10 protein-coding genes and 1 pseudogene are annotated in these 14,715 nt (G+C 41.5%); 4 read left to right on the forward strand and 7 right to left on the reverse strand.

Translation table 11 applies throughout. From position 1 onward, the window contains the following. Positions 1-95: 95 nt before the first annotated feature. The 6 genes from AB4238_RS12680 to prmB all read right to left on the reverse strand — a co-directional run bounded on the left by AB4238_RS12680 (position 96) and on the right by prmB (position 5,499). Entirely contained in the window at positions 96-623 is a 528-nt protein-coding gene (locus AB4238_RS12680; protein ID WP_371995513.1) for an RNA methyltransferase, read from the reverse strand. Positions 624-650: 27 nt separating this feature from the next. Further along, complete coding sequence (locus AB4238_RS12685; RefSeq protein WP_372033765.1) at positions 651-920, reverse strand: YfcL family protein; 270 nt, start codon at positions 918-920, stop codon at positions 651-653. An 86-nt stretch (positions 921-1,006) separates the two neighbouring features. Beyond that, a complete protein-coding gene (locus tag AB4238_RS12690) occupies positions 1,007-2,128 on the reverse strand; it encodes an ATP-NAD kinase family protein (protein WP_372033766.1) in 1,122 nt (373 codons plus the stop codon). 46 nt (positions 2,129-2,174) lie between these two features. Next, complete coding sequence (locus tag AB4238_RS12695) at positions 2,175-3,356, reverse strand: MFS transporter (RefSeq protein ID WP_372033767.1); 1,182 nt, start codon at positions 3,354-3,356, stop codon at positions 2,175-2,177. Next, the gene (gene aroC, locus AB4238_RS12700; protein WP_372033768.1) at positions 3,356-4,450 is read right to left on the reverse strand and encodes a chorismate synthase; all 1,095 of its coding nucleotides are present in this window, start codon (positions 4,448-4,450) and stop codon (positions 3,356-3,358) included. The genes AB4238_RS12695 and aroC overlap by 1 nt, the downstream gene beginning before the upstream one ends. Positions 4,451-4,554: 104 nt before the next feature. After that, positions 4,555-5,499 (reverse strand): 50S ribosomal protein L3 N(5)-glutamine methyltransferase, encoded by a 945-nt coding sequence (prmB, locus tag AB4238_RS12705; RefSeq protein WP_220737600.1) that lies wholly within the window; start codon positions 5,497-5,499, stop codon positions 4,555-4,557. A gap of 79 nt (positions 5,500-5,578) precedes the next feature. Between prmB and smrB the strand changes: the two genes are divergently transcribed. Then, positions 5,579-6,109, forward strand: a complete 531-nt coding sequence (smrB, locus tag AB4238_RS12710) for an endonuclease SmrB (RefSeq protein WP_371995508.1) — start codon at positions 5,579-5,581, stop codon at positions 6,107-6,109. A 72-nt stretch (positions 6,110-6,181) separates the two neighbouring features. On the opposite strand, the gene sixA is transcribed toward smrB, so the two are convergent. Next, positions 6,182-6,652: a phosphohistidine phosphatase SixA gene (sixA, locus tag AB4238_RS12715; protein WP_372033769.1), complete on the reverse strand. Its 471-nt coding sequence runs from the start codon at positions 6,650-6,652 to the stop codon at positions 6,182-6,184. Between the two features lie 403 nt (positions 6,653-7,055). On the opposite strand from sixA, the gene AB4238_RS12720 reads away from it, so the two are divergent. The 3 genes and pseudogenes from AB4238_RS12720 to AB4238_RS12730 all read left to right on the forward strand — a co-directional run. Next, the gene (locus tag AB4238_RS12720; protein WP_372033770.1) at positions 7,056-9,845 is read left to right on the forward strand and encodes an insulinase family protein; all 2,790 of its coding nucleotides are present in this window, start codon (positions 7,056-7,058) and stop codon (positions 9,843-9,845) included. Positions 9,846-10,087: 242 nt separating this feature from the next. Further along, positions 10,088-14,368, forward strand: a complete 4,281-nt coding sequence (locus tag AB4238_RS12725) for an EAL domain-containing protein (protein ID WP_372033771.1) — start codon at positions 10,088-10,090, stop codon at positions 14,366-14,368. Between the two features lie 79 nt (positions 14,369-14,447). Then, positions 14,448-14,715, forward strand: a pseudogene (locus AB4238_RS12730) (hypothetical protein); the annotation flags it as partial.

A 14,715-nucleotide genomic window follows, 5' to 3' on the forward strand; every position in this document is an offset into this window, starting at 1 on the left:
TAATGCAATTGGTATAAGCAATTAGTACAGTAAATTAAACCTACAAAAAAGCCACAGTCTTAGCTGTGGCTCAATTAGGTTAACAACTTTCTGGACTAGCGTTTTACTCTGACTCGATTATTGGTATCACGACTAGTACGGATCAACTCATCTCCGGTCACTGTAGCTGCTGATTTAGCCAGCCTGTCATAAAGTAAAACGTTAACCGATGCTGCTAAGTTCATACAACCCACTGTCGGCACATATACAACAGCATCGGCGCGATTAATCACTTGTTGACTGATAGTGCCGTCTTCTGGACCAAAAATATATATCGCTTTGTCTGGATGTTCAAACTCAGGTAGTGGAATAGCTCCTTCTACCAGATCGACACAAACAACAGTCACATCAGCAGCAATGGCATCAACAAGAGACTCAACGCCAGTCAGTGGGATCTGCTCGCTCGCCGCTTTAGTATCGGTATTGTACTGCGCATTACCATTGCTCGCGGCTAATGGATAACGCTTGCCAGTATAAAAAACCGCATCCGCACGATAACAACCCGCTGCGCGCATAATGCCGCCGACATTAGTAGGGCTTTTAGGGTTTAATAACCCTATAGCGCTAAATCGCTGAATACTCATAAACTTAATAACTCAAACATGGTTGGCTCAAGCCGCCAACTTACTGCTCAACTGTGACCAAGCATCATTAACAAGCGCATAGTCATTGTCATCAAGCTCTTCTCTAGCAAGCGCTAAACATTCAACCATCTGCAATGCTAACGCTTGAGTACCTTGATCAGTTTCATTCTCAAGTTTCGATAGCACTACCGCAAAGTGTCCTTGTAGGTATCCACTGGCAAATAGGGCATCATCGTCGCCTTCAGCAACAATGCTTTCTATCCAATCTTGAAGGGTTTGCTCATACTTCTCTATCATTGAGTGCTCCACAATCTCAAACTATTGGGCTTATTCCAATAGGTAATAATTAACGGCATTCGATACAACTAATCCCGCCGTATTAACTAGGCTAAATCGGGATTGGCCACTTGATACATCACATAATCGTGATAGCCAGTTACCACTTTATAATAACCCGTTAGCTCTTTATCTAATTCAGGGTCGCCACTATCCACAATTAGTGGCCGTCCTTCAAGTGCTTTTAGCTTTGTTTTTGTCGCTAAAATAACAATATTGTTTTTGCCTACTCGTCTTATGAGTTGTGGTGATAACTGTTGATTACCTCGACCCAATATATGGCCTTGTCCACCAATAAGGGTTATGAATAGCTTAACCGACTGGTTTTCGGTGAGTTTGAGCAACTCTTCAGCCGACAGATCACTGGCTAGAAGTTGCTGCTGTTGAATGAGATCGACACCGAGTAGAGTATTGTCTAGACCAAGCTCTTCCATGACTGCAGCAACCGTGCTACCAGAGCCTATTACAACGAGCTCATCTTCCATTAACTCAATAGCCTCAGCAGCAATATCTGCAAGTACTAACTCATCGGTTTCCTTGCCGCCCATTTTCACAGCTTGCACATAGCGCGGCTCTGCAGGTACCAACATTTCGCCAAAGCGCTTAGCTTTAACGACTCCCGTTCTAAATGCGGCTTCGTCGATATCCATCACGTCAGCGCTCATCAAACTCACTAACTCACCTTCTAGCAGCATTTTCAGCACCACGCCTGATGCATGTGGAGTGATCCCATAAACACCTGAATGGATTTTCACTCCTGCAGGCACACCAAGTACTGGTATGTTATCGTCAGCAATCGCGTAAATATCTCGTGCAGTACCATCACCACCTGCAAACAATAATAGATCTAATGTTTCATTCAGTAGTTCAGCAACAACAGCCTGAGTATCTTGCGCAGCGGTATCAGTCGGTGCTTGGTAGACGACGCGAACATTGAAGCCCATTTTTCGCGCTAGTGTTTCTCCCATATCACCAGAAGCCGTTATCACCTCTATTCGGTCTTGATAAGGTAAAACAACGTTTAAAGCTTGCTCCATTCGCAGATGAGATTTCGGCTCAGCTCCTTTCGCTAACGCAATGTCTGCAACACCATCACTGCCTTTTAAACCTACGCTGCCACCTAACCCTGCAAGTGGGTTAATAATCAAACCAAGACGAAACTTACTCACTTTGACAAACTCCATTTAAAGCCAAATTATCATAGTAAAACACATATTACGCCGCGCTCACTTCACCACTAACATCACGTTTTGATGACGGGATAAACAATACAGCAACCATTGACAGAACAGCACAAAACGCAGCAAAGACCCAAGTCGTCACCGCACCAGAGCCGTCTCCCCAAATAATACCGCATAACCAAGTACCTAATGCACCGCCAACACCAAAACTAAGGCTGGCATAAAGCGCTTGTCCTTGGCTACGTCGGCTTATATCAAAATGCTTATGTACAAACTGAATCGACGCGGCGTGTGTTAGCCCGAAGGTGAAAGCATGCAATACTTGGCTCAAACTTAGCCACAATAAACTGTCTACCCCAAAAGCAAGCAACAACCAACGCACGGCAGTCAGTGCGATACTAATAAACAGTAACAACTTTACGCCAAAGCGGCCAAGTAGCTTGGGGGCATACATAAACATGATGATTTCAGCAACCACACCCAAGGCGACGAATATCCCCGCAACTGCTTCGGTATAACCCGCCTGTTTCAGGTATAAAACAAAGAAACCATAAAAAGGACCTGCACTCATCTGCAGCAACATGGCTGAAATTAGAAACCAAATAACCGCTTTATTAAATGTGATTGGTTGACGTTTTACCTCTTTCTCTATCTTTGCTCTGTTTGCCGGCAGCGGCAATGCACTAGCTAACATACCGATAAAGAGTGCCATGCCTATATAGGGGAGAATTTGAGGCCCCCAATGGCCAATAGCAAAACCGCCACCAACCACCAGAACGATGTATCCAACACTGCCCCAGCTACGAATAGCGCCATAACGTGTCGCGTTTTCGCCGAGGGTTTCTAAGGTAATAACCTCTAGTTGCGCCAAAATAGCGTTCCAAAAAAAGGTATAAACGGCAAGACTGATTGCGAGATACGTCAAGCTGCCATCATAGAAAAAGCTTAGGTAAGAGACCGCAGCAGCGCCGGCACCGATCTTAATGAGTTCTGCACGCATACCCGTTCTATCAGCCACAATAGCCCATAGATTAGGTGCAATGATGCGAGTTCCCATTAAAATGGCCAGTAAAAAACCGATCTCTTGGGCATTAAAACCACGGCTATCAAAAAATACGCCTAAGTAAGGCACCATGACGCCAAGAATAGAAAAGAAGAAAAAATAACAAGCACAGAGCCAGCGTAATTGCTGCTCTGTGTTTTTGGGCTGAAACATTAACGCATTCCGATAACTGGTGTACTGCTATTCACATCCATATTTTGTGCACGGTGACGTAGTAAATGATCCATTAATACTATCGCTAACATTGCTTCTGCAATGGGTACAGCACGAATGCCTACGCATGGGTCGTGTCTGCCTTTGGTGACCACTTCAGCTGAGTCGCCTTGTGCCGTCATACTTTCGCCAGGTACGCTAATGCTTGACGTTGGTTTCATTGCGATATGGGCAACGATTGGTTGACCTGATGAGATCCCACCGAGTATGCCGCCAGCATGATTGGAAGCAAAGCCTTCTGGTGACATCAAATCACGGTGCTCAGAACCTTTTTGGTTGACCACTTCAAAACCATCACCAATTTCAACGCCTTTTACCGCATTAATCCCCATTAAAGCATGGGCAACTTCTGCATCTAATCGATCAAAAACAGGCTCGCCTAAACCAACGGGTACACCCGTTGCGACTACGGTCACTTTGGCACCGATTGAATCGCCACTTTTTTTAAGGTCACGCATGTACTCATCTAAAGCTTCTAGCTTTGACGCGTCAGGGAAGAAAAATGCATTTTTCTCTATCTCTTCGAAATCAACAGCTTCAGCTTTGATTGGCCCAAGCTGAGACAGGTAGGCATTAATCTCTACACCATGAACTTGTTTCAAATACTTTTTAGCAACTGCGCCTGCAGCCACTCGCATAGCCGTTTCACGCGCCGATGAGCGACCACCGCCACGATAATCTCTCACGCCATACTTTTGCTGATAGGTGTAGTCAGCATGACCAGGACGGAACAGATCTTTAATGTTTGAGTAATCTTTACTGCGTTGATCGGTATTTTCAATCAAAAGCCCAATTGAAGTACCGGTTGTTTGTCCTTCAAACACACCAGATAAGATGCGCACTTCATCGGGTTCACGACGAGCAGTAGTATATCGAGAGGTTCCTGGTCGGCGGCGATCTAGATCGTGTTGCATATCTGCTTCACTTAACTCAACACCTGGAGGACAACCATCAATAATACAACCTAAGGCGACTCCGTGGCTCTCACCAAATGTAGTGACGACAAAATTTTGTCCAATACTATTTCCCGACATCCGTTTTCTACACCTCAATTTTCATAATTAGATTAGTACCTACTCCACTAAAGAAGTAGGTACTCACTTATAGCAGCCTCATTAAGCTAAGTGGCTAACCGCTATTATTCACTATCTTTGTAGATAACAAATAGTGATTCATTCTCAACTAGTTGGTCGCGTGTAAGGATAAACACCCCATCACCACCATTTTCAAAGCTAGCCCAAGTAAATGGCACATCAGGGAATTGCTCAATGATATGCACCATAGAGTTACCCACTTCAACCACCAACAAGCCATCTTCTGTTAGGTAATCCGCTGCATTCGCTAGAATACGTTTAGTTAAATCCAAGCCGTCACGGCCAGATGCTAAACCTATTTCAGGCTCATGATGATACTCATCAGGCATATCGCCGATATCTTCAGCATCAACATACGGTGGATTTGATACAATCAAATCGTACTGCGGACCTTTTGGAATCGCAGAAAATAGATCCGACTCCATCGGGAAGACTCTATCCATGACGCCCAGCGTCTCAATATTTATCTGCGCGACTTCTAGAGCATCATCGCTGATATCCAATGCATCGACTTCCGCATCTTCAAACTCATAAGCACACGCAATGGCAATACAGCCACTACCAGTACACAGATCCATAACGCGATTAACTTGCTTATTATATAACCAAGGGCTAAAACGGTTAGCGATCAGCTCTGCGATTGGTGAACGAGGAACCAGCACTCTTTCATCAACATAAAACTCTAAACCGGCAAACATCGCCTTATTGGTAAGATACGGAACGGGTAAACGCTCCCTTACTCGGCGAATGATCAACTCAACGATTTTGTGTTTTTCACTGATCGTCAAGTTAGAGTGAATGACTTGTTGGCCAAGCTGTTCTGGCAGGTGTAATGCATGAAATACCAATGCGATGGCTTCATCCCAAGCATTGTCAGTACCATGGCCGTAGTATATATTTGCATCATTAAAACGACTGACACCCCAGCGCAACATATCACCGATAGTTCTTAATTCATTAACGGCTTCATCAACAAAAATCTTATCCAAAATTCACTCCAACGTTTTTATTCCGACTCATTGTAACTGAACTCTATTCATATGGCATCGGATTCAATAAAATACCCTTATGAATAAAAAAACAGATAAAGATGAATTGGCACTATTTGCCGAGCTGACAAAGGGCATGAAACCTTTGGAGCAAAACAAACGCCACTTCAAAACTGCGCCTAAAGATCGCAAAGTCATTGAAGAAAAAGAGCAACAGCTGCACGCTGACAGTTTCTTTTCCGATACTTATCAACCTTTGCTGCCAGAAAATGGTCCAATGAAATGGGCAAGAGATGATGTTGATAGCTTTGAGGTTAAGCGTCTGCGACGAGGCGATTACGCTCCAGATCTTCTATTAGATCTGCACGGCATGCGGCAATCAGAAGCAAAGCTAGAGCTTGCTGCACTGATCCAAGCCTGTGTAAAACAGCAAAGTCACTGTTGTTGTATTATGCATGGACATGGGACTGGGATTTTAAAGCAGAATATTCCGATGTGGCTAGCACAACATCCCCATGTAAAAGCATTCCATCAAGCGACTAAGGAATGGGGTGGCGATGCAGCCTTACTGGTGCTCATCGATATCGGTGACCTTCCCTATCGTCGATGAACCCAGAGATTTTAAAAACATAAAAAATGAGTCCATTTGGACTCATTTTTTTAGCAATAAATTAAAGCATTATTAACCAATCATATGCGGTGCATACTGCCACTCTATTGAGCTATTATTGCCACTCTTTGAGATCAGACTCGTACCTGAAGTCGCAAACAGTGGTGGCTCAATACCAGGAACCAATTCACTCACTAGATAACCCAATAACGGCATATGCGCTAAAACCAGTACATTATTGGCCTCATAGTGTTCAGCATAGGCAACAATAGTATCGGCAACAGTCGCAGGATCACCCGCCGGAACAAGTTCATCAAGCGTTAGCCATTTTCTAGGCTTTGGAAAGTGCTTCTGTACCTCTTGCCAACTTTGTTGTGCGCGTAAATATGGGCTCACCAAAACTAGATCAAATTCAGTAACGCTCTGACCTAACCAATTACTCATCAAGCCGGTGTCCTGGCGGCCTAAGTCAGTTAATGTGCGTTCTCTATCTGAGTGTGCATTAAAACCTGCTTCACCATGACGCATTAAAAATAGCTGCATACTTCGTGGCTACTCCCAATTTTTGTTCTTATTGGCTAATTGTAGTCTGAATATTGACAGCAACATACCGTTTTTTGTTAATCATTAGTCGAATAGCACATAGTCGCGCTTTAGGATAAATAACATTGTTAGCCGCCAGAGTGACCATCCAGCTAAAATTGCCCCATATTTAGCCAAACAGAAAGCTTTATTTGCTGTTTGGCCAGCTTGTATTTGAAGATAAGTAAAAATGATGGCAAGTTAAGTTATTACAGCAAACTTGAACGCCTCTCAATACGTGCTTTGGCACTAAGAAGTGATGCAGCTACTTGATGGGAATTAGGTTTTATTCGTGCTTTATCTGTAAGAGATTACTAAAGTAATTATCTAGGTTTGTGCTGTTTGATCCATTGGAGCAATACTTTTGCCAACAAATAAAAAAGTTATCACCAGTCCAAATGACCACCGCAAGTATCGCAGCTTAACCTTAGATAATGGGTTATCGGTACTGCTAGTCGAAGATAGTCAATCAACCGAAGCCGCTGCATCAATGGCCGTAGCGGTAGGTCATTTCGACGATCCTATCTCTCGCCCAGGTATGGCACACTTTCTTGAACATATGCTTTTTCTTGGGACAGAGAAGTTTCCTCAAGCAGGTGAGTACTCCGCTTTTATTAACCAACATGGCGGCAGTAATAACGCCTGGACAGGCACTGAACACACCAACTTTTTTTATAGTATTAACGCAGCGCAATTTGAAGAATCATTGGACAGGTTCAGTCAGTTTTTCGTCGCGCCTTTGTTCGACGTCGCGCTGGTAGAGCGAGAACGACATGCCATAGAGTCAGAATTTAGCATGAAGCTAAAGGACGATATTCGTCGTGTCTACCAAGTGCAAAAAGAGACCGTCAATCCTGCTCACCCATTTTCAAAGTTCTCTGTCGGCAATTTAGAAACATTAGCAGGTGATGAATCAGGTTTAAGAGCAGAGTTGATCGCTTTTTATAAAGAGAAATACAGTGCTAACAAAATGACGTTGTGCATTGTTGCACCAAGCAAACTAGATGAATTGGCTAAGCTCGCTACGCGCTATTTTGGCCAAATAGAACATCGTGAATTAGCAGTACAATATCCTGATACGCCTATTTATCTAACCGAGCAATTACAAACAAGAATCAATATCGTCCCGCTGAAAGAGCAAAGACGAATTGCGATTACATTTGCTCTACCTGCCCTTGAGGCTTTCTACAAACACAAACCATTGACCTTTATTAGCCATCTTCTGGGCTACGAAGGAAAAGGCAGTTTACTCTCTTACCTGAAGGAAAAAGGTCTTGCAAATAACTTGTCTGCAGGTGGCGGGGTTAATGGCTACAATTTCAAAGATTACAATATTAGTATTCAATTGACAGACCGAGGTTTAAACAACCTTAAACACGTAATCGACTGTGCTTTTGAATATATTGCCTTGATTAAAGAAAATGGCCTTGAACACTGGCGTTACGATGAAAGAGCTGCGTTACTCAAAGTTGCCTTCCAATACCAAGAACAGGTAAAAGCCTTAGATTTAGCGAGCCATTTAAGCATAAACATGCACCACTACGATATTGAAGATGTTGTCTATGGTGACTATCGTATGGATGGCCTCGACGTTGCCGAAACAAAGCAACTTTTGGCACTAATGAACCCAAGCAATATGCGATTACAGCTTATTGCTCCAGAGCTTGATACTGACAAACAAGCTGCTTGGTATCACTCTCCCTACCAAATACGGCCTATACAAGCTGATGACTTAGCGCGTTGGTCAGCACCCAATATACGCCCAGAGTTAACGCTGCCAGCAGCAAATCCATTCATTATTGATCATTGCGTTGCCAGAGCGGAGAAAAGTAATGGCTCTGTCCCCCAAGTCGTTGCTCAAGAGGATGGGTATCGGATTTGGCATAAAAAAGATGATGAGTTTAATGTCCCTAAAGGGCATTTGTATCTGTCATTGGACTCAGCCCAAGCAGCCGCCTCGCCAAAACATGCTGCACTAACAAGACTATACGTTGAGATGCTGCTCGATTACCTGACCGAGTTCACCTATCAGGCTGAAGTTGCCGGGCTTAGTTACAATATTTATCCCCATCAAGGTGGAATAACGCTTCACTTAACCGGATTCACCGGCAAGCAACAAGCGCTGTTATCTCTTGTGATTGAAAAAGCACGCGAACGAAACTTTACCCAAAGTCGTTTCGAATTAATTAAAAGACAAATATTACGCAGTTGGTATAACCATACTCAAGCAAAGCCAATATCCCAACTCTTTACTAGCCTGACTGTCACATTGCAAAAACGCAGCTTTGAACCAGCCCGTATGGCCGAATTTCTAGAAGAGATAACCCTTGAAGATCTGCATGCCCATGTCAAAAGTTTTTATGAGAAGGTGCATCTAGAGGGCTTGGTTTACGGTGACTGGTTGGAGAGTGAAGCAAAAGTCCTAGGTATTAAACTTGATAAAATCTTATCGCTAGTAAGCTCTCCAAGTGCAGAGTCTTCGAGAGAGCTAATTGATCTCACTAATAAAGGTACCTTGTTAAGAGAGATCCCAGTAGAGCACCAAGACAGTAGTATTATCGTCTATTACCAATCTGATACCGCGACTCCTGATAACATGGCAGTGTTAAGCCTGTTGAATCACACTATGTCTTCAACCTTTTTCCATGAGTTGAGAACCCAAAGACAGTTAGGTTATATGGTAGGAACAGGATACCTACCGCTTAATCGCTATCCTGGTATCATTTTCTATATCCAATCACCTAGCACGGGTCCACAGGTTTTGCTCGAGGCCATTGACGAGTTTATCGCAGATTTTACCTACGCCATTTTACAAATAACCAACGAGCAATGGGAAGCGACCAAAACAGGTCTAATAAACCAAGTTATGGAGCATGACTCAAACCTTAAAACGCGCAGTCAGCGCTATTGGTCAAGCATAGGTAATAAAGATTTTCAGTTTAACCAACGTGAAAAAGTGGTCGCGCAAATTGAAACGTTAACACGTTCTGATTTAATCAAATTCATTATGAATAAAATGCGTACTAAGCACTGTGACAGACTGGTGTTGTTTAGCACCGGAGAGTCTCATCAAGACCAAACGCCACTAAAGTCCAACAATATGATTTTAGATCTTAGAGCCTTCAAACTTAAAGCAGAACAATTTGATTACTAACGACTATAATTTCAGTGGTAACTTGTTACATAGATAAAGCCGAGCCACTTCGTTATCCGGAACTTAAAGGATCAAAAAGCAATAAAAACAAGCTAAACGGACAGATATCATACTGAAAGGACACTGATAATGATAATTAGCTACAAAATACACGAAGGTTTTTGACAATGACTTCACTTTCTGAAAAAGTGAGTATTATCCACTGTTGCCTTATGACATTGACTAAAAATAAAATTATAAATATGCCTAAGACATTACTAAAAATTGTACTTTTTTTGCTCATCTCTTTTGTCCCGCTTCAGTCCTCTTTAGCATTTACGCTAAATGCTGTTTCGTTAGGCGTACCAGAAGGGCTCTCCCAGAGTAACTTAACCTCAATAGTCGAAGACGATGATGGCTATGTTTGGGTTGGCACTCTCAATGGCCTAAATCGCTACGACGGTAAACATTTTCGGCACTACTTCCCTTCAGAAAGAAACGAATTAGCAAGTGCATTTATCCGAAGCCTTTACATCAGTCAAAGCGGATCAATGTTTATCGGCACTGATAAAGGCCTATCTGTTTATGATCCTTTGCAAGATAAAATAACCTCATCTAAAGCACTTGGATTTGAGTTAAATGAGGCAGTTTGGACCATACATGAACATCAGAATAATCTTTTCATTGGTACAGAAAATGCCATATATATCATAAATGAACTCAGTAACAATATGTTGTCTCTCAAAAATAAATATCATGGGGATTTCGGCACAGTAAAAAACATTCTATTTTTCAAAAAAAACATGTTTGCCAGAAACTATTCAGGAAATGTGTATAAGTTTGATGGACAAACAAGACTAATTGCAGATAACACTAACGCTATAAAAGTAATAAACGAAGAACTTATTATATTTAAAAACTCGGGAACATTTATCTATAAGAATGAATCCTTGATAAAAATAGATTCAAAGTCATATCTAAGTGTTACAGAAAAGTCAGAAAAAGATTTTGGGCTCATAAAAAGTGAAATTTTCAACCTTAGTGATATACATAACCCTATTTTTATAGGCAAGTTGCAAATTTCAGAAAAAAACTTGGCTCATCCACAAATCATTAGAGGAAAAACAAAAACATTTGTACTTAACCAAAATACTGGATTCATTATTATCGATGATAACGGCAACTTGACTCAAACTAGAGTTGTTGAAGGAGGTAATGTCTGGTCGATCTCTCCCGGCGATGCTTCAGAATTAATTGTGGCTGCCGATGACCAGAGCATAAGAGTGTTAGATGCTAACCTACATAACATTAAAGAGTATAACTCATATATAAAGGGACCCAAATCTGCCGTACAAATTGATGAAAAAATTTATATTGCCAGTGGCGAAGGCCTTATTGAGATAGATACTAAAACAGAAGAGGTGGCTTCTATTTTGGATACTCCTCTATTTATCGTTAAAGCATCAAAAGATGGCGGTAGCCTTTTTGTAGGTTCAACTTCTGGCTCCATTTTTCAATACTTTATTGAGACAGGTTTCTCAAAAGAGTATTTGATTGATGAAAGCAACCCTATTTTTGATATAAAAGAACATGACGGCACGATTTTAATCGCTAGCCAAGGTGGACTATTTAAATTACAAGATAATTCTGTCTCTTCTATATATACTAAACAATTAGTTATTAGCATTGATACTTTTGGAGAAAGAATATTATTTGGTACTGGTAATGGTCTAAATGAGTACAAAGCTAAAGAGAAAACTATAGTCGAGCTGTATAGTAATGAAAAGCCGATATTTTCAATATCTCAGAGTGAGAAGTATATCATTGCCTCATCCACCAATGAATTATTTATCGAAGACAAAGGTAATAACCAACGGTATATTTTAAACAAAGAGCAAGGAGTCCAGGAAGAGTATAATGCGCAATCAATATATAAGAAAAATAACAACATTTACTTAGGTGGGATTAGTGGAATCAGCCTCCTATCTATAGATAGATTGAATAACTACTTATACCGTCATACTCCACCCACTGTAAACTTAAGTGAATTATTAGTTTTTAATATCCCAGAAAATTCAAATGGTAACATCCTTACAAACCAAATAAACAAAACAAGAAAAATTAGCCTTAAATATTCTGACTATCCATTTACACTTACATTCAATAGTCCTAAAAGCCCACTTAAGAACATTAACTATGTCTATCAAATGCATGGGCTTTCTGATGCACAAATAAACTCGGAAGGAATAAATTCAGCTACCTATACCAACTTGTCGCCGGATGAATATGAATTTGTAATTCGTGCAATAGATCCTGTAACAGGGTTAGCAGGGAAAGAGAAAACTCTAAGTATTGAGATTACTCCACCATGGTGGTTATCTATCTATGCAAAAGTAATCTATTTCATACTAACTTTATTGGTATCAGTCACTATAATCAAAGTCTCTTTTAAGCGTAGAGAGATTCAAAAAAAGATTGCAGAAAGTGAAGAGAGGCTGAAACTGTCACTATGGGGTAGCGGCGATGAGATGTGGGATTGGGACATTGAAACAGGCCAAATTTATCGCTCAAATATTTGGGGCTCGTTAGAATTCCCAAGAGATGGCCAACGCTCAGGTCAAGAGGGTGAAGAGAGTAATATTCATCCTATGGATCAAATTCGAGTACGTGATGCCTTGAATAAGCATTTCTATGGCGAGACTGACCATTTTGAAGCAGCGTATCGCGTTAAAGGCAAGTCTGACGATTGGGTGTGGATATTAGATCGTGCAAAAATTGTAGAGCGTGATGAAAACGACAATGCGCTGCGTATGACAGGTACGATTAAGAATATTAGTAATTTTAAACAAGCTGAAGAGCAACTGAGACTATTTGAGCGGGCGATTCAAAATATCTCTGAAGGTATGTTTATTTTAGATAACGAGTTCTGTTTTGTAGAGGTGAATGAAGCTTGCTGTGATCTTTCAATGCTAGCTAAAAAAGATTTTATAGGTACCCAATTTAATTTTGACTTATATCCAGATAGTTACTCAGAGCAGATCCGCTCCATATTAAAGCAGCAAGGTCGGTGGAGTAATGAAGTCGAATCAGCTCGAGGCAATGGCACTAGCTTCCTCATGGAGCTAACGATTGATGCTATTTACGATGACCAAGGCGAATTGTCCCACTATGTTGGTATTTTCTCTGATGTCAGTCGCCGTAAGCAGCAAGAGGAGGAGCTAAGGAAGCTCACCAATAACGACCTGCTGACTAACCTGCCCAACCGTTCTAACCTTATGGTGACACTCGGTAACTTGGTGAAAAGAGACTCTCACCATACCTTGATGGTTTTAGATCTCGATAATTTTAAGAAAATTAACGATTCTCTGGGTCACCAAGTCGGCGATGAGTTACTTATTCTTGTTTCTGAACGAATTCAAGCCGCTGTGCCTCATCACACCAGTATCTACCGTTTAGGTGGTGATGAATTTGCAATTTTAATAGACAAAAACCCTGATATTGGTGTTAGTGCTGTTATTGCAAAAACGGTAATCCATGCCTTTGAAACCGCTTTTCAACTGTCCGCTGAAAAAGTTGTGGTAGGGGTAAGTATCGGCATCGTTTTATATCCTGAAGATGATCAAAATGAGCAGGCCCTGTTACGTAAAGCCGACATTGCTATGTACCACGCTAAATCAGCTGGCGGTAATCGCTACCAGTTCTATTCAGAATCACTCAACAAAAATGCCATTAGACAATTAGAGGTGGAAAACCTGATCCGAGAAGGCATAAAAGATGACCTTTTTGAAGTGTACTACCAACCTAAAATTGACTTAAAAACCGGTAATATGGCTGGCATGGAAGCACTCGTTCGCTTAAATCATCCAGAACATGGCTTAATTCCGCCTAATAGCTTTATCCCGTTGGCTGAAGAGAACGGGCTCATTGTTGAGATCGGCGATATAGTGCTAAAAAAAGCCTGTTTTGCCGCGCAGAAATGGCGCTCGCAAGGTTTGTTTAATGGCCGTGTAGCTGTTAATTTGTCCTCAAAACAGTTTGCTCTTCCCGATCTTCAACAACGCATTGAATCGGTGTTGCGATTAACTCAGCTGCCTGCAGCAAACTTAGAGCTTGAAATAACCGAAGGAACGGTAATACGTGAGCCGGAAAAAGCGATAAAAGTGATGCAACAACTATCTAAAATGGGGGTGAGTTTAGCCCTCGATGACTTTGGTACCGGTTACTCTTCGCTGTCATATTTAAAGCGTTTTCCAATCCATACGCTTAAGATTGATAAAGCATTCGTTGACGATATCGATAAATCCGATCGCGATTTAAAAATGGTCGATTCAATTATCACTATCGCCCATAACATGGGGCTTTCAGTGGTTGGTGAAGGCGTGGAAGAAACATCTCAGCTGAGTATTTTACGAGCACTTAAATGCGAAGAGATCCAAGGTTATATTTATAGTAAAGCAGTAACCGAACATGAGTTCACTAACCTTCTGCACAATGATACAAATGCTAAACCATTAAAGGCGGTGTCACTAAATAAAGCGCAATAACTCAATCATGTAAACATTGGCACAACATCTGCAACAACCTTCTCAATAGTCAAAAAAATGATACTTTGAGAAGGTTAAGATGAAAAAGATAATTAATGGATTAGTTGCTTCAGTTGCATTTGCATGTTCACTTCCAGTTATGGCTTCTAGTCACACGTCAATAGATAATTTCGATAGCAACTACCTAGCATTTGACCTACAAACAGCTGGTGTTCCTAACATAAAAGTAAAGCCTGTACTCACTGCTGGCGTACCTAACATCAAGGTAAAGCCTGTACTCACCGCAGGTGTTCCTAACATCAAAGTAAGGCCTGTACTCACCGCAGGCGTACCTAACATCAAAGTAA

This window comes from Shewanella sp. 10N.286.45.A1 (assembly GCF_041470405.1).
Classification (GTDB): domain Bacteria; phylum Pseudomonadota; class Gammaproteobacteria; order Enterobacterales; family Shewanellaceae; genus Shewanella.